This window comes from Kitasatospora sp. NPDC004272, assembly GCF_053603035.1.
Genome location: NZ_JBSGET010000071.1, coordinates 1 through 15,886, shown reverse-complemented (window position 1 = coordinate 15,886; position 15,886 = coordinate 1). Strand labels below are relative to the sequence as shown.

Genomic DNA, 15,886 nt, shown 5'->3' with positions numbered 1-15,886 from the left:
CACGCTCGAAATGATCCTTTTTGTCTCGCGCCCGCACCGGAACGACCCGCCTCCGACCGCCCCCGCCCGCACCGCCGCGCCCGGGGCCGGAGCACGGCGTAAGCCCGCCTACGATGGTCCGGTGACCAACCCGCTCTCCCTCCTCGCCACCCGCTGGCACCCGACCCCGCAGCACGTCCGCCGGGCGGCGCTGGCCGCGCTGGTGATGAGCGTGGTGATCGTGGTGACCGGCGGCGCCGTCCGGCTGACCGCCTCCGGCCTGGGCTGCACCACCTGGCCGCGCTGCACCGCCGACAGCCTGACGCCGACGCCGGCGATGGGCATCAACGGCGTCATCGAGTTCGCCAACCGGATGCTGACCTACGTGCTGTGCGCGGCGGTCGGCTGGTTCATCCTGGCCGCCCGCAGCGCCAAGCCGTGGCGGCGCCCGCTGACCAGGCTCGGCTGGGCCCAGTTCTGGATGGTGATGAGCAACTCGGTGCTGGGCGGCATCACCGTGCTGACCGGCCTGAACCCGTACATCGTGGCCGCGCACATGGTCGCCGCGATGGGCCTGCTGTGGATCGCGGTGGTGTCCTGGGAGCGCGCCGCGGAGGGCGACGGCGAGCCGCGCGCCCTGGTCGCCGAGCCGATCCGGCGGCTGGCGCAGGTGCTGGTCGGGGTGATCGGCCTGCTGGTGCTGGCGGGCACCCTGGTGACCGGCGCGGGCCACCACCCGGGCGCCTCCTCGAAGGACGGCAAGCCGGTGTACCGGATCCCGGTCGACTACGACCGCCTGGTGCAGGCCCACGCCGACCTGGTGTTCCTCTCGGTCGGCCTGACGCTGGCCGCGCTGCTGGTGTTCGCCGCGGTCAAGGCCCCGCCGGCCGCCCGGGCCCGGGTGCGGGAGCTGTTCGTCCTGCTGCTGCTGCAGGGCGTGCTCGGCTTCGTCCAGTACTTCACGGACGCGCCGGAGCTGATGGTCGGCCTGCACATGCTGGGCGCCGCGCTGATCTGGGGCGCCGCGCTGCGCGTCCCGCTGGCGCTGCGGACCCGGGCCGGCGCCCCGGACCGGTCCGCCGCCCCGGCCGCCGAACTGGTCGCCTGAGGGCCCGGACGCGCGGAAGGCCCGCCGCTCCCCTCGGGTTCAGGGAGCCGGCGGGCCTTCCGCGCGTCCGGATCCGGCGGGTCAGATCTGGATGCCCGCCATCCGCTTCCACTCGTACGGTCCGGTCCGCACCTTGAGGCCCAGCTCGCCGCCGAACTCCTCGTGCAGGGTCAGTCCGGCGAGCTCGGCGGCCCGGCGGCCGATCGCGTAGCTCGGCGCGACCTGGTCGCCCCAGGTGCCGTCGGCCCCGACCAGGACGATCCGGGTGCCGATGGTGCCGACGTACTCCACGACGCCGTCGGCGCTGCCGCCGTGCTGCGCGGCGAAGCTGCTCAGGTGCTTGGCAATGCGCTTGGCGCGGCGCTCGGCGCGGGCGTCCGGCGCGGTGGTGGTGGTCTCCGCGTTGGTCATGCCCGCATGCTACCGATCGGTAGTGCCGCTGGCGACGGCGGTGCGCTGTGCCGGAGCCCACACCCGCGCGGCCGGCAGCTCGCCGGCCCCGGCGTAGGCCCGGGCGAAGGCGGCGCCCTCCGGGCCGGGGCGGGCGATCCGGTGGATCCGCTCCAGCCGCAGCCGCAGCGCGAACTCGCGCTGCTCCGGCGGCAGCCCGACGGGCAGGTGGAGCAGGTCGAGCAGGCGGTCCGAGAACTCCTGGGTGCGCCAGGCGGCGTCCAGCCGGCGCCGCTGGTAGCCGTCCAGCGCGCCGCCGTCGCCGTCCAGCTCCGCCAGCAGCGCGCCGGCCAGGTCCGCGGCGTCGGCGACGGCCGAGTTGAGGCCCTTGGCGCCGGACGGGGTGACGGTGTGCGCGGCGTCCCCCGCCAGCAGCAGCCGACCGTGCCGGATCCGGCGGGCGACCCGGCCGCGCATCCGCAGCACGCCGGTCTCCAGCAGTTCCCCGGGCGCCGGATCGGCGCCGCCCAGCTCCAGCCGCCGTGCCAGTTCGCCGCGGATCCGCTCCGGCGCCCACTCCTCGATCCGCTCCCCGGCGGGCACCTCCAGGTAGAACCGGCCGACGTCGGCGGTGCGCGGCATCATCCCGGCGAACCCGTCGGCGTGCACCGCGTAGCGCACCGCCGCCACCGGCCGGTCGATCCGGGCCAGCACGGTCAGCCAGTCGTACGGGTAGCGGCGGGCCGGCCCCTCGGCGCCGTCCGGGAAGGCGGCGGCGACCGGGCCGCCCGCGCCCTCGCAGCCGACCGCCCAGCCGGCCCGCAGCTCCCCGTCGGCGGTGCGCAGCACGGGCCGCCCCGCACCGTCCGGCGCCACCGCCCCGACCGGCGAGGAGAACGCGATCGTCCCGCCGTCCGCCCGGTAGGCGGCGATCAGGTCGCGCACCAGTTCCTGCTGCGGGTACGCCCAGTGCCGGGCGCCGCCGGAGAGCTCCCCGTAGTCGACGGTGACCTTCTCGCCGAGGCAGGTGATCTCGCACCGCCCGTGCCGCTGCCCCTCGGCGGTCAGCCGGTCGGCCAGGCCCAGCCCGCGCAGGTACTCCACCACCCGGTGCTCCAGCACCCCGGCCCGGGCGGTCCGCTCCAGCTCGTCCCGGGAGCGCCGCTCGTGCACGGCGACGTCGACGCCCGCCCGGTGCAGCAGGTGCGCGAGCACCAGTCCGGCGGGCCCGGCGCCGACGATCGCGACGGTGGTGCTGCGGGTGGTCATCGGCGCTCCCGGTGCTCTCGGCGGACGTCCGCAACCTAGCACCTGACGGGACGTCAGCCGTCCGCCGCCGGGTCCGGCGTGAATACTGTCCCGGTGAACGATTTCCGTGGCTGGCCGGCCGAGGCGCTGGAGTTCTACGAGCACCTGGAGGCCGACAACTCGAAGACCTTCTGGGCCGCGCACCGCGCGGTGTACGACGAGGCGGTGCGGGCGCCGATGGAGGCCCTGCTGGCCCGGCTGGAGCCGGAGTTCGGGCCGGGGAAGGTCTTCCGGCCGAACCGGGACGTCCGGTTCTCCGCCGACAAGTCCCCGTACAAGACGCACGTCGGCGGGTACCTGGAGTCCGGCGGCTACGTGCAGCTGTCCGCCGACGGGCTGGCCTGCGGGCTGGGCTACTACCGTCTGGAGAGCGACCAACTGGCGCGCTACCGCGCCGCGGTGGCCGAGGACGTGCCGGGCGCCGAGCTGGAGCGGGTGGTGGCGGCGGTCCGGGCGGCCGGGCCGCAGGTGGTGGGCCGGAGCAGCCTGAGGACGGCGCCGCGCGGCGTCCCCAGGGACCACCCGCGGATCGAACTGCTGCGCCACAAGGGCCTGATCGCCTGGCAGGAGTGGGAGCCCGCGGCCTGGCTGGGCACCGCGGCGGCGTACGGCCGGATCACCGGGTTCCTGCACGCGGCGGAGCCGCTGCACGAGTGGCTGGAGAACCACGTCGGCCCCAGCGAGCTTCCGCCGCGCTGAGGCCGAGGGGTCCTGCGAAGGAGGGGGTCAGCCCACGAAGGGGTCGATCGCCACGACCAGGAACAGCAGGGTCAGGTAGGTGATCGACCAGTGGAACAGCCGCATCTCCTTGAGCTTGGCGCCCACGATGCCGGCCTTGGCGCGCGACTGGAGGGCGTACGCCTCCTTCATCCACAGCGCGCCGAGCACGGCGGCGACCGCGGGGTACAGCCAGCTGGTGTGCGCGGCGGGCCACAGCAGCAGCGAGGTCGCCACCATCACCCAGGAGTAGGCGACGACCTGCTTGGCCACGCCGATGTTGCCGCGGATCACCGGCAGCATCGGCACGCCGGCCTTGGCGTAGTCGTCGCGGACCTTCATCATCAGCACCCAGGTGTGCGGCGGCGTCCAGAAGAACACCACCAGAAACAGCACCACGGCCGCCCAGGACACCGAGTTCGTCACCGAGGACCAGCCGACCAGCACCGGCATGCAGCCGGCGATGCCGCCCCAGACCACGTTCTGCGAGGTGCGCCGCTTGAGGCCCAGGGTGTAGACGAAGACGTAGAACAGCAGGGCGCCCAGCGCGAGCGCCGAGGACAGCCAGTTGACCAGGACGCCGAGCCACAGGGTGGAGACCACGGCGAGGGTGACGCCGAAGACCAGCGCCTCGCGCGGGGAGACCATGCCGGTGACGATCGGGCGCCGCTCGGTGCGGGACATCACCGCGTCGATGTCCCGGTCGATGTACATGTTGAGCGCGTTGGCGCCGCCCGCCGACAGGTAGCCGCCGACCACCACCGCGAGGACCCGCCACAGGTTCGGCACGCCGCCCTGGGCCAGGAACATCACCGGCACCGTGGAGATCAGCAGCAGTTCGATGATCCGGGGTTTGGTGAGGGCCACGAAGGCCCCGACGCGGGCCCCGAACGGCCGGGGCGCGGTCCTCGTCCCTACCACCACCCCTGCGGGGCGGGATTCGACGGCGGTCACGGACACCTCAACAGTCGATGAACTTCCACAGGCGTCCCCGAGAACCCGCAGGGTGCCCGCCGTCCGCTCTGCGCGTACCACGCAACCATAGACGTTCCATATCTCCCGATCCGCCCCGGGGTCCCCGGCGAGCCGCGCCCGTCCGCGTCTTGCCCTTCGGAACGGGCAAACCCTCCCCGTAAGGGTGAAGGTAGGACAGAGCGATTGACGCCGCGGCGGTGGAATGCGGCGCCGCGGTCTCACGTTGCCCCGGCACAGAGGGTGAGGTGCGCCGCAAACGGTAGGCTCGCACAGAGAAGCGGGATCAACCCTCCGTGATCGGTACCAGCCACAGCGGCGTGGCCGACGGGTCCTCTTCACGGGGTCACACTTCACAGAATCCGGAAGGAGCCCTGAGTCAGGGTGAGCACCACGCCGAACGTCTTTGAGTGGAGCGAGGCGGACCAGCGGGCCGTCGACACGGCCCGGGTCCTGGCCATGGACGCCGTGCAGAAGGTGGGTAACGGGCACCCCGGAACCGCCATGTCGCTGGCTCCCGCCGCGTACTTGATCTTCCAGCGCTTCCTGCGCCACGACCCGACCGACCCGACCTGGGTCGGCCGGGACCGCTTCGTGCTCTCCCCGGGGCACACCTCCCTCACGCTGTACACCCAGCTGTTCCTGTCCGGCTACGGACTGTCGCTGGACGACCTGAAGGCCTTCCGGGTCGCGGGCAGCCGCACCCCCGGCCACCCCGAGCACGGCCACACCGCCGGCGTCGAGACCACCACCGGCCCGCTCGGCCAGGGCATCGGCAACGCGGTCGGCATGGCGATGGCCGCCCGCTACGAGCGCGGCCTGTTCGACCCGGACGCGGCGCCCGGCACCTCGCCGTTCGACCACACCGTCTGGGCGATCGTCTCCGACGGCGACCTGGAGGAGGGCATCTCGGCCGAGGCGTCCTCGCTGGCCGGCCACCAGAAGCTCGGCAACCTGGTCGCGGTGTACGACGACAACCACATCTCGATCGAGGGCGACACCGCCACCGCCTTCTCCGAGGACGTGCTGGCCCGCTACGAGGCGTACGGCTGGCACGTCCAGCGGGTCGCCCCGAAGGCCGACGGCGACATTGACGTGGCCGCGCTGGCCGCCGCGCTGGAGGCCGCCCGGGCCGAGACCGGCAAGCCGTCGATCATCGCGATGCGCACCATCATCGCCTGGCCCGCGCCGAACGCCCAGGACACCGCCAAGGCGCACGGCTCGGCCCTCGGCGACGCCGAGATCGCCGCCACCAAGAAGGTGCTGGGCTTCGACCCGGCCAAGACCTTCGAGGTCTCCGACGAGGTCGTCGCGCACGCCCGCCTCGTGGTGCGGCGCGGCCAGGCCGCCCGCGCCGCCTGGGACGGCGAGCTCGCCGACTGGCGCGCCGCCAACCCGCAGCGCGCCGCCGAGTTCGACCGGATCCAGATCGGCGAGCTGCCCGACGGCTGGGAGAAGGCGGTCCCGTCCTTCCCGGCCGGCAAGGACGTCGCCACCCGCAAGGCGTCCGGCGACACCCTGAAGGCCCTCGGCAAGCTCGTCCCCGAGCTCTGGGGCGGCTCCGCGGACCTCGCCGAGTCCAACCTCACCACGATCGACGAGGAGTCCTCCTTCCTCCCGGAGGGCAACTCGCTCAAGAGCGCCTCGCCGTACGGCCGGACCATCCACTTCGGCATCCGCGAGCACGCCATGGGCTCGATCATGAACGGCATCGCGCTGCACGGCCGCACCCGCGTCTACGGCGGCACCTTCCTGGTGTTCTCCGACTACATGCGCCCCGCGGTCCGGCTCGCCGCGCTGATGAAGCTGCCGGTCACCTACGTCTGGACGCACGACTCGATCGGCCTCGGCGAGGACGGCCCGACCCACCAGCCCGTCGAGCACCTGGCCGCGCTGCGCGCCATCCCCGGCCTCGCGGTCGTCCGCCCGGCGGACGCCAACGAGACCGCCGTGGTGTGGCGCACCGTGCTGGAGCGGCAGACCAGCCACCCCGGCCCGGTCGGCCTGGCGCTGACCCGCCAGGGCGTGCCGACCTACGACCGCGAGGTGTTCGGCTCCGCCGAGGGCGCGGCCAAGGGCGGCTACGTGCTGGCCGAGGCCGAGGGCGGCGAGCCCAAGGTGATCCTGATCGGCACCGGCTCCGAGGTGCAGCTGGCCGTGCAGGCCCGCGAGGCGCTGCAGGCCGAGGGCGTCCCGACCCGGGTGGTCTCGCTCCCGTCCGTGGAGTGGTTCAACGAGCAGGACCAGGCGTACCGCGACAGCGTGCTGCCGCCGAACGTCCGGGCCCGGGTCTCGGTCGAGGCGGGCATCGCCCAGGGCTGGCGCGAGCTGGTCGGCGACGCCGGCCGGATCATCAGCCTGGACCACTTCGGCGCCTCCGCCGACTACCAGGTGCTGTACCAGGAGTTCGGCATCACCGCCGACGCGGTCGCCAACGCCGCCCGCGCCTCGCTGCGCACGGTCGAGGCCGTCTCCCGCTGACGCGCTGAACCACCCGGCCCGGGGTATCCGCACTGCCCCGGGCCGGCTCCCCGGACTCCCCACAGACGTACGAAAAGAAGAAGAGGGACTGAGCACCATGACCGACGCTTTGAACCGCCTCAGCGAAGAAGGCGTGGCGATCTGGCTCGACGACCTGAGCCGGGAGCGCCTGAACTCCGGCAACCTGGCCGAGCTGGTGCAGGAGAAGCACGTCGTCGGCGTCACCACCAACCCGACCATCTTCCAGAAGGCCATCGGCAGCGGCAGCGCCGCCTACGACGGCCAGCTGACCGACCTCGCGGTGCGCGGGGTCACCACCGAGGAGGCGATCCGCATGATCACCACCTCCGACGTGCGCGACGCCGCCGACGTGCTGCGCCCCGTCTACGACGCCTCCAACGGCCGCGACGGCCGGGTCTCCATCGAGGTCGACCCGCGCCTGGCCCACCGCACCGACGCCACCGTCGCCGAGGCCAAGCAGCTGTGGTGGCTGGTCGACCGCCCCAACGTGCTGATCAAGATCCCCGCCACCATGGGCGGCCTGCCCGCGATCAGCCAGGTGCTGGCCCGGGGCATCAGCGTCAACGTCACGCTGATCTTCTCGCTGGAGCGCTACAAGGCCGTCATCGACGCCCACCTGAGCGGCCTGGAGCAGGCCAAGGCCGCCGGCCTCGACCTCTCGCAGATCGAGTCGGTCGCCTCGTTCTTCGTCTCCCGGGTGGACACCGAGATCGACAAGCGCCTGGAGGCCGTCGGCACCCCCGAGGCCAAGGAGCTGCGCTCCAAGGCCGCGCTGGCCAACGCCCGCCTCGCCTACCAGGCGTACGAGGAGGTCTACGGCTCGGTCGACGGCGCCAAGCCCGCCTCGGCGCGCTGGGCGGCCCTGGAGGCGGCCGGTGCCAAGCCGCAGCGCCCGCTGTGGGCCTCCACCGGCGTCAAGGACCCGAACCTGCCGGACACCCTGTACGTGACCGAGCTGGTCGCCCCGGGCACCGTCAACACCATGCCCGAGGCCACCCTGGACGCCACCGACGACCACGGCCAGGTCACCGGCGACACCATCACGTCGAACTACGCCGACGCCAAGGCCGTGCTCGACGCGGTCGCCGCCGCGGGCGTGGACTACGACGACGTGGTCCAGGTCCTGGAGGACGAGGGCGTGAGCAAGTTCGAGGCGTCCTGGACCGAGCTGCTCGACACCGTCACCGCGGCGCTCGAAGCGCACGCCAAGCACTGACTCCTGCTCACGAACTGACGCAACGAAAGCGGAGCACACCACAGTGAGCAACACCCAGCCCTACCCGGATGTGGTGGGTCCGGAGCCGTCCGAGGGCGAGACCCCCGAGCGGCCCGTCAACCCGCTGCGCGACCCCGCCGACCGGCGGCTCCCGAGGATCGCCGGCCCGTCCGGTCTGGTGATCTTCGGCGTCACCGGCGACCTGTCGCGCAAGAAGCTGATGCCGGCCGTCTACGACCTCGCCAACCGCGGCCTGCTGCCGCCGGGCTTCTCGCTGGTGGGCTTCGCCCGCCGCGAGTGGGAGGACGAGGACTTCGCCAACGAGGTGCACGACGCCGTCAAGGAGCACGCCCGCACGCCCTTCCGGGAGGAGGTCTGGGAGCAGCTCGCCAAGGGCATGCGCTTCGTCCAGGGCGACTTCGGCGACGACGAGGCGTTCGACACCCTGCGCCGCACCATCGAGGACCTCGACCGGGCGCAGGGCACCAGCGGCAATTTCGCGTTCTACCTCTCGGTGCCGCCGAAGTTCTTCCCGACCGTGGTCCAGCAGTTGAAGAAGCACGGTCTGACCGACCCGGCGCCGGGCTCCTGGCGCCGGGCCGTGATCGAGAAGCCGTTCGGCCACGACCTGGCCAGCGCCCAGGAGTTGAACCGGATCGTCCACGAGGTCTTCCCCCGGGACGAGGTCTTCCGGATCGACCACTACCTGGGCAAGGAGACCGTCCAGAACATCCTGGCGCTGCGCTTCGCCAACCAGATGTTCGAGCCGATCTGGAACCGGTCGTACGTCGACCACGTGCAGATCACCATGGCCGAGGACATCGGCATCGGCGGCCGGGCGGGCTACTACGACGGCATCGGCTCCGCCCGTGACGTCATCCAGAACCACCTGCTGCAGCTGATGGCGCTGACCGCCATCGAGGAGCCGGCGTCCTTCCACCCGAAGGCGCTGGTCGCCGAGAAGCTGAAGGTGCTCAGCGCCGTCAAGCTGCCCGCCGACCTGGGCGCGCACACCGTGCGCGGCCAGTACGCGGCGGGCTGGCAGGGCGGCGAGGAGGTGCTCGGGTACCTGGACGAGGACGGCATCAACCCCGAGTCCAAGACCGACACCTACGCCGCCATCAAGCTGGAGATCAACAACCGGCGCTGGGCGGGCGTCCCGTTCTACCTGCGCACCGGCAAGCGGCTGGGCCGGCGGGTCACCGAGATCGCGGTGGTCTTCCAGCGCGCCCCGTACCTGCCGTTCGACTCCTACGCCACCGAGGAGCTCGGCCAGAACGCCCTGGTGATCCGCGTCCAGCCGGACGAGGGCGTCACCGTGCGGTTCGGCTCGAAGGTCCCCGGCACCGCGCTGGAGGTCCGCGACGTCACGATGGACTTCGCCTACGGCGAGTCCTTCACCGAGTCCAGCCCCGAGGCGTACGAGCGCCTCATCCTGGACGTCCTGCTCGGCGACGCGAACCTCTTCCCCCGGCACCAGGAGGTCGAGCTGTCCTGGCAGATCCTCGACCCGATCGAGCAGTACTGGGACGCCAACGGGAAGCCCGCGCAGTACCCGGCCGGCACCTGGGGCCCGGTCGAGGCGGACGAGATGCTCGCACGAGACGGCAGGAGCTGGCGCCGCCCATGAAGATCGACCTGACCGACACCACGTCCAGCAAGATCAACGCGACCATGATGGACGCCCGCCGGGCCAGCGGCTCGACCGCCGCCGGCATGGTGCTGACCCTGGTCATCGTGACCGACGAGGGCAGCGCCTACGACGCCCTCAAGGCCGCCAACGACGCCTCCCGCGAGCACCCCTCGCGCATCCTGGCCGTCATCAAGCGGGCCGGCCGCTCCCCCCGCGCCCGGGCCGAGACCCGGCTCGACGCGGAGATCCTGGTCGGCACCGAGGCGGGCAGCGGCGAGACGGTCGTGCTGCGGATGCACGGCGAACTCGCCGCGCACGCCCAGTCCGTGGTGCTGCCGCTGCTGCTGCCGGACGCCCCCGTGGTGGTCTGGTGGCCGGACAACGCGCCGCTCAACCCCGCCCAGGACCCGCTGGGCGCGCTCGCCCAGCGGCGCATCACCGACGCGGTGACCGCCGAGTCCCCGGTCGGCCAGCTCGCCCAGCGGGCGGCCGGCTACACCCCCGGCGACACCGACCTCGCCTGGACCAGGATCACCGGCTGGCGCTCCATGCTGGCCGCCGCCCTGGACCAGCGCGAGGTCACCATCACCGGCGCCGTGGTCGAGGGCGAGTCGTACAACCCCAGCGTCGAGCTGCTCGGCCTGTGGCTGCACAACCGCCTGCGCGTCCCGGTCGAGCGGGTCGTCACCGGCGGCCCCGGCATCACCGCCGTCCGGCTGCGCACCGCGGACGGCGACATCACCCTCGACCGTCCCGACGGCCTGCTCGGCACGCTCTGCATGCCCGGCGCGCCCGACCGGATGGTCGCGCTCAAGCGCCGCGACACCGCCGAGCTGATCGCCGAGGAGCTGCGCCGCCTCGACCCCGACGACATCTACGCCACCGCCGTCCGCACCCCGGTCGACCGGCTGCGCGAGCGGATCGCCGGAGTCGAGCACGCGGGCCCCGGCGGCACGGTGGAGGCCGAGGCCCCCGCGGCGGTGGATCCGGAGGAGGCCGAGGTCGAGGCCGTGGCCGAGGCCGCCGACCCGGCCGCCGCGAAGGCCGCCACCAAGAAGACCGCCACGGCCGCCAAGAAGGCGTCCGCCGCCGAGAAGCCCGCCCCGCGCAAGCGGAGCGGGCAGTGAGCGGCGACCTCGTCCTGGTCCACCGGGACGCGGCGCTGCTCGCCCAGGCGGCGGCCGCCCGGCTGCTGACCGTGCTGGCCGACGCCCAGGCCGCCCGCGGCACCGCACACCTGGTGCTCACCGGCGGCCGCAACGGCAACGCCCTGCTGGCCGCGCTCGCCGCCCACCCGGCGCGCGACGCGGTCGACTGGGCGCACGTCGACCTGTGGTGGGGCGACGAGCGCTACCTGCCGGCCGGCGACCCGGAGCGCAACGCGGTGCAGGCCGCCGCGTTCCTGGACGCCGTCCGGCCGCTCGGCGCCCGGGTGCACGAGATGCCCCCGGCCGACGGCAGCACCCCGGCCGAGGACGCCGCCGAGCGGTACGCCGCCGACCTGGCCGCGGCCGCCGACCCCGGCGAACGCCTCCCGGTCTTCGACGTGCTGCTGCTCGGCGTCGGCCCCGACGCGCACGTCGCCTCGCTCTTCCCCGGCCACCCCGGGGTCGAGCGGACCGACGCCACCGTCATCGCCGTGCACGACTCCCCCAAGCCGCCGCCCACCCGCCTCTCGCTGACCCTGCCCGCCCTGCACCACGCCCGCCAGGTGTGGCTGCTGGCGGCCGGCGCGGACAAGGCGGACGCGGTGGCCCTGGCCCGCACCGCCCCCGGAGCCGCCACGGCCCCGGCCGGCGCGGTCACCGGCACCGAGCGGACGCTCTGGCTGCTGGACGGGGCGGCGGCGGGCAAGCCCGCCTGAGTCGGTTTCCCGACCGCAACGACGCGAAGGGCGCCACCGGTGACCGGTGGCGCCCTTCGTGCGTGCCGTGCTCAGATCTCGCCGCGCAGCTTGGCCAGCGCCTCGGCGAGGATCGCCTCGCCGTCCGCGTCGGTGCGGCGCTCGCGGACGTAGGCGAGGTGGGTCTTGTAGGGCTCGTTGCGGGCCGGGGCGGGCGGGTTGTGCTCGTCCTGGCCGGCCGGGAACCCGCAGCGCGGGCAGTCCCAGGTGTCCGGGATGGCCGCCTCGGCGGCGAAACTCGGGCGCGTCTCGTGCTTGTTGGCGCACCAGAACGAGATGCGGTTGCGGGGGGCGGACTCGCCGCGCTCCGCTTCGCCCATCGGGCCGGCGCCGACTCTGCTGCCTCGGATCGCGTTGCCACTTGCCACGGTCTGACTCCCTGCGTGCTGGTGCCGTCCGGCCGCGGCTGGGCGGACGGTGGCGAAGTCGTCCTAGTGTAAGCGGGAGTTAAGCCATCGCCACCATCGCCCGCCGAGATGGTGTCAGTTGGACTTGAGCAGCAGCCCGAGGACCACGATGCACGCGAACCAGGCGAGGCCGACGATCACGGTGATCCGGTCGAGGTTGCGCTCGGCCACCGCGGACCCGCCGCCGGTCGAGGACGCACCGCCGCCGAACATGTCGGACAGGCCGCCACCCTTGCCCTTGTGGAGCAGCACCAACAGGATCATGATCAAGCTCAGGGCGATCAGAGCACACTCGAACCCGATAACTACCACGGGACCAACTCTCTCAATTCTTCGGCGAAGGGGCCGGGCCCGCTCCGCGCGGTCCGGCCCCAAAGCCTACGTGGTGGCAGGGGCGTTAGCCTACTGCCTGCTCGCGGTAACGCACGATCTTGACGAACTCGTCGGCGTCCAGCGAGGCACCGCCGATCAGGCCGCCGTCCACGTCGGGCTTGGCCATCAGGCCGGCCGCCGAGGAGGACTTCACCGAACCGCCGTACAGCACGCGGACCTTGTCGGCCAGCTCGGCGCCGTACAGCTCGGCGAGGCGGGCCCGGATCGCGCCGCAGACCTCCTGCGCGTCCTCGGGGGTGGCCACCTCGCCGGTGCCGATCGCCCAGACCGGCTCGTACGCGACGACGACGCTCTCGGCGTCGGACGCCGGGACGCCGTCCAGGGCGCCGTCGAGCTGGGCCAGGGTGTACTCGACGTGGGTGCCGGCCTTGCGGACCTCCAGCGGCTCGCCGATGCACAGGATCGGGGTGATCCCGTTGCGGTAGGCGGCCTTCACCTTGGCGTTGACGATCTCCTCGTTCTCGCCGTGGTACTGGCGGCGCTCGGAGTGGCCGATCACCGCGTAGGCGACCTTCAGCTTCGCCAGCATCGGGCCGGACACCTCGCCGGTGTAGGCCCCGCCGTCGTGCTGGGAGATGTCCTGCGAGCCGTACTTGAGCTTCAGCTTGTCGCCGTCGACCAGGGTCTGCACGGAGCGCAGGTCGGTGAACGGGACCAGGACGGCGACCTCGACGGCCTCGTAGTCCTTGTCGGCCAGCGAGAACGCCAGCTTCTGGGTGTGCTGGATGGCCTCAAGGTGGTCGAGGTTCATCTTCCAGTTGCCCGCCATCAGCGGGAGACGCTCAGTCATGTCTTTCTCAGTCCTCCAGGGCGGCGAGACCGGGAAGGGTCTTGCCCTCCAGGTACTCAAGGCTCGCGCCACCGCCGGTCGAGATGTGTCCGAACTTCGTCTCGTCGAAGCCCAGGGTGCGGACCGCCGCCGCCGAGTCGCCGCCGCCGACCACGGTGAACGCGTCGGAGTCGAGCAGCGCCTGGGCGACCGCCCGGGTGCCGTCCGCGAAGGCGGGGTGCTCGAAGACGCCCATCGGGCCGTTCCAGAACACGGTCTTCGCGTCGGCGATCTTCTCCGCGAACAGCTGCGCGGTCTTCGGGCCGATGTCCAGGCCGAGCGCGCCGTCCGGGATCGCGTCCACGTCGACGACCGCGTAGTCCTCGACCGGGGCGCCGGTCTTGACGTCCGGGAAGCTGCCCGACACCGCGGTGTCCAGCGGGATCACGAACTCCACGCCCTGCTCGGCGCCGCGCTTCAGGTAGTCCTGGACGACCGGGATCTGGTCCTCCTGGAGCAGCGAGGCACCCACGCCGTGGCCCTGGGCCGCGATGAAGGTGTACATCATGCCGCCGCCGATCAGGATCCGGTCGGCCTTGCCGAGCAGGTTCTCGATCACGCCGACCTTGTCGGAGACCTTCGAGCCGCCGAGCACCACCACGTACGGGCGGGCCACGTCCTCGGTGAGGCGCTTGAGGACGCCCACCTCGGTGGCGATCAGGTCGCCGACCGCGTGCGGCAGCCGGGCCGGGAGGTCGTAGACGGAGGCGTGCTTGCGGTGCACCGCGCCGAAGCCGTCGCCGACGTACAGGTCCGCGAGGGCGGCCAGGGCGTCGGCGAACGCGCCGCGCTCGGCGTCGTCCTTGGAGGTCTCGCCGGCGTTGAAGCGCAGGTTCTCCAGCAGCGTGACCTCGCCGTCGCCGAGGGCGGCGACGGTGGCCTTCGCGCTGTCCCCGACGGTGTCGGTGGCGAACGCCACCGGGCGGCCGAGGATCTCGCCGAGGCGGACGGCCACCGGCGCGAGGGAGAACTTCGGGTCCGGCTCGCCCTTGGGGCGGCCCAGGTGGGAGGCGACGACGACGCGCGCGCCGCGCTCGACGAGCTTGGCGATGGTCGGCGCGACGGCGCGGATCCGGCCGTCGTCGGTGATGGTGTCACCGGACAGCGGCACGTTGAGGTCGGCGCGGACGAACACCCGCTTGCCGGAGACCTCCAGGTCTTCGAGCGTCTTCACGGTCTTGCTCCTCAAGGGATGAAAACGGCAGACGGCGACACGGCGGCGGGTCACCGGAGGGGTAGGACGGACGAGGGGGGCGGGCGCAGCGGGCAGGGCCCGGTCGGCGAACACAGCCGTCCGGGCCCTGCCCCTTACCTCACGTCAGCTACCGCTGCGATCAGAGCTGGTCGCCGACGAGGGAGACCAGGTTGACGAGGCGGTTGGAGTAGCCGAACTCGTTGTCGTACCAGCCGAGCACCTTGACCTGGTTGCCCTGGACCATCGTCAGCTGCGAGTCGAAGATGCAGGAGTGCGGGTCGTTGACGATGTCCGAGGAGACGATCGGGTCCTCGGTGTACGCCAGGTAGCCCTTGAGCGGGCCCTCCTGCGCGGCCTTCTGGAAGGCGGCGTTGACCTCGTCCTTGGTGACCTCGCGCTCCAGGGTGACCACCAGGTCGGTGATGGAGCCGGTCGGGACCGGGACGCGCAGCGAGGTGCCGTCCAGCTTGCCCTTGAGCTCCGGCAGGACCAGCGCGGTGGCCTTGGCGGCACCGGTCGAGGTCGGGATGATGTTCTGCGAGGCGGCGCGGGCGCGACGCAGGTCCTTGTGCGGGAAGTCCAGGGTGACCTGGTCGTTGGTGAAGGCGTGCACGGTGGTCATCAGGCCCTTGACGATGCCGAAGTTCTCGTGCAGGACCTTCGCCATCGGCGCCACGCAGTTGGTGGTGCAGGAGGCGTTCGAGATGATGTCGTGCGCCGCCGCGTCGTACTTGTCCTCGTTGACGCCCAGGACGATGGTGATGTCCTCGTCGCTGGCGGGAGCCGAGATGATGACCTTCTTGGCACCGGCGGTGATGTGCTTCTTCGCAGCATCGGCCTTGGTGAAGATGCCGGTGGACTCGACGACGATGTCGGCGCCCAGGGCGGCCCAGGGAAGGTTGGCGGGGTCGCGCTCGGCGGTGACCTTGAAGGTGTGACCGTCGACGGTGATGCTGTCCTCGGTGTGCGAGACCTCGCCGGGGAAGGTACCGAGAGTGGTGTCGTACTTGAGCAGGTGAGCCAGCGTCTTGGTGTCGGTCAGGTCGTTGACACCGACGATCTCGATGTCAGCGCCCTGGGACTTGACCGCACGGAAGAAGTTGCGGCCGATGCGGCCGAACCCGTTGATGCCTACCCGGATCGTCACGAACCGATCTCCTCTTAGGTACGTCGGGCCGGAGCCCGACGGGGGTGAAATTTGGGTTGTCCCCGACCACTGATGACCCTACCTCCCCCAAGTGTCGCAAGGCACATCGCCTCACCGGTTGGGACGCGGCGGTCCGGGTGCGCGGAAGGGGCGTGCGGAGCAGGTCGCGGCAGCCGCGACCTGCTCC

The 15,886-nt window shown here is 72.4% G+C and carries 15 protein-coding genes; 7 read left to right on the top strand and 8 right to left on the bottom strand.

All coding sequences use genetic code 11. The annotated features are described in order from the left end of the window. The first annotated feature begins 10 nt into the window (after positions 1-10). A complete protein-coding gene (locus ACWEO5_RS22010; protein ID WP_452163986.1) occupies positions 11-1,087 on the top strand; it encodes a COX15/CtaA family protein in 1,077 nt (358 codons plus the stop codon). 81 nt (positions 1,088-1,168) lie between these two features. Here the strand turns inward: ACWEO5_RS22010 and ACWEO5_RS22005 are convergent, their stop codons facing one another. Then, positions 1,169-1,498 carry a hypothetical protein gene (locus ACWEO5_RS22005; protein ID WP_452163985.1) on the bottom strand — a complete coding sequence of 110 codons (330 nt, stop codon included), beginning with the start codon at positions 1,496-1,498 and terminating at the stop codon, positions 1,169-1,171. A 9-nt stretch (positions 1,499-1,507) separates the two neighbouring features. Further along, on the bottom strand, positions 1,508-2,746 hold the full coding sequence (locus ACWEO5_RS22000) for an FAD-dependent monooxygenase (RefSeq protein WP_452163984.1): 1,239 nt from the start codon (positions 2,744-2,746) through the stop codon (positions 1,508-1,510). Between the two features lie 93 nt (positions 2,747-2,839). On the opposite strand from ACWEO5_RS22000, the gene ACWEO5_RS21995 reads away from it, so the two are divergent. Beyond that, positions 2,840-3,484: a DUF2461 domain-containing protein gene (locus ACWEO5_RS21995; RefSeq protein ID WP_452163983.1), complete on the top strand. Its 645-nt coding sequence runs from the start codon at positions 2,840-2,842 to the stop codon at positions 3,482-3,484. A gap of 27 nt (positions 3,485-3,511) precedes the next feature. On the opposite strand, the gene ACWEO5_RS21990 is transcribed toward ACWEO5_RS21995, so the two are convergent. Then, entirely contained in the window at positions 3,512-4,456 is a 945-nt protein-coding gene (locus tag ACWEO5_RS21990; protein ID WP_452163982.1) for a heme o synthase, read from the bottom strand. A 402-nt stretch (positions 4,457-4,858) separates the two neighbouring features. Here ACWEO5_RS21990 and tkt point away from each other — a divergent pair, with 402 nt between their 5' ends. The 5 genes from tkt (at position 4,859) to pgl (ending at position 11,689) form a co-directional block, all read left to right on the top strand. Continuing rightward, complete coding sequence (gene tkt, locus ACWEO5_RS21985; RefSeq protein WP_452163980.1) at positions 4,859-6,955, top strand: transketolase; 2,097 nt, start codon at positions 4,859-4,861, stop codon at positions 6,953-6,955. Between the two features lie 97 nt (positions 6,956-7,052). Continuing rightward, positions 7,053-8,192 carry a transaldolase gene (tal, locus tag ACWEO5_RS21980; protein WP_452163979.1) on the top strand — a complete coding sequence of 380 codons (1,140 nt, stop codon included), beginning with the start codon at positions 7,053-7,055 and terminating at the stop codon, positions 8,190-8,192. Between the two features lie 73 nt (positions 8,193-8,265). Next, a complete protein-coding gene (zwf, locus tag ACWEO5_RS21975; RefSeq protein WP_452164011.1) occupies positions 8,266-9,822 on the top strand; it encodes a glucose-6-phosphate dehydrogenase in 1,557 nt (518 codons plus the stop codon). Then, complete coding sequence (gene opcA / locus ACWEO5_RS21970) at positions 9,819-10,952, top strand: glucose-6-phosphate dehydrogenase assembly protein OpcA (protein WP_452163978.1); 1,134 nt, start codon at positions 9,819-9,821, stop codon at positions 10,950-10,952. The genes zwf and opcA overlap by 4 nt, the downstream gene beginning before the upstream one ends. Beyond that, the gene (gene pgl, locus ACWEO5_RS21965; RefSeq protein WP_452163977.1) at positions 10,949-11,689 is read left to right on the top strand and encodes a 6-phosphogluconolactonase; all 741 of its coding nucleotides are present in this window, start codon (positions 10,949-10,951) and stop codon (positions 11,687-11,689) included. Before opcA ends, pgl begins: the two co-directional genes overlap by 4 nt. A 71-nt stretch (positions 11,690-11,760) precedes the next feature. On the opposite strand, the gene ACWEO5_RS21960 is transcribed toward pgl, so the two are convergent. The 5 genes from ACWEO5_RS21960 to gap all read right to left on the bottom strand — a co-directional run bounded on the left by ACWEO5_RS21960 (position 11,761) and on the right by gap (position 15,699). Next, entirely contained in the window at positions 11,761-12,048 is a 288-nt protein-coding gene (locus ACWEO5_RS21960) for an RNA polymerase-binding protein RbpA (RefSeq protein WP_014138616.1), read from the bottom strand. Between the two features lie 162 nt (positions 12,049-12,210). Continuing rightward, the gene (gene secG, locus ACWEO5_RS21955; RefSeq protein WP_344552969.1) at positions 12,211-12,438 is read right to left on the bottom strand and encodes a preprotein translocase subunit SecG; all 228 of its coding nucleotides are present in this window, start codon (positions 12,436-12,438) and stop codon (positions 12,211-12,213) included. Positions 12,439-12,532: 94 nt separating this feature from the next. Beyond that, positions 12,533-13,318: a triose-phosphate isomerase gene (gene tpiA, locus ACWEO5_RS21950; protein ID WP_344552892.1), complete on the bottom strand. Its 786-nt coding sequence runs from the start codon at positions 13,316-13,318 to the stop codon at positions 12,533-12,535. Between the two features lie 7 nt (positions 13,319-13,325). Beyond that, on the bottom strand, positions 13,326-14,531 hold the full coding sequence (locus ACWEO5_RS21945) for a phosphoglycerate kinase (protein ID WP_344552893.1): 1,206 nt from the start codon (positions 14,529-14,531) through the stop codon (positions 13,326-13,328). 160 nt (positions 14,532-14,691) lie between these two features. Continuing rightward, a complete protein-coding gene (gap, locus tag ACWEO5_RS21940) occupies positions 14,692-15,699 on the bottom strand; it encodes a type I glyceraldehyde-3-phosphate dehydrogenase (RefSeq protein ID WP_014138612.1) in 1,008 nt (335 codons plus the stop codon). Between the last annotated feature and the right edge of the window lie 187 nt (positions 15,700-15,886).

Bases quoted from the DNA above. Each gene is read 5' to 3' on its own strand.
- ACWEO5_RS22010 (WP_452163986.1), top strand. From the start codon at position 11: ATGATCCTTTTTGTCTCGCGCCCGCACCGGAACGACCCGCCTCCGACC.
- ACWEO5_RS22005 (WP_452163985.1), bottom strand. From the start codon at position 1,498: ATGACCAACGCGGAGACCACCACCACCGCGCCGGACGCCCGCGCCGAG.
- ACWEO5_RS22000 (WP_452163984.1), bottom strand. From the start codon at position 2,746: ATGACCACCCGCAGCACCACCGTCGCGATCGTCGGCGCCGGGCCCGCC.
- tal (WP_452163979.1), top strand. From the start codon at position 7,053: ATGACCGACGCTTTGAACCGCCTCAGCGAAGAAGGCGTGGCGATCTGG.
- opcA (WP_452163978.1), top strand. From the start codon at position 9,819: ATGAAGATCGACCTGACCGACACCACGTCCAGCAAGATCAACGCGACC.
- ACWEO5_RS21960 (WP_014138616.1), bottom strand. From the start codon at position 12,048: ATGGGCGAAGCGGAGCGCGGCGAGTCCGCCCCCCGCAACCGCATCTCG.
- tpiA (WP_344552892.1), bottom strand. From the start codon at position 13,318: ATGACTGAGCGTCTCCCGCTGATGGCGGGCAACTGGAAGATGAACCTC.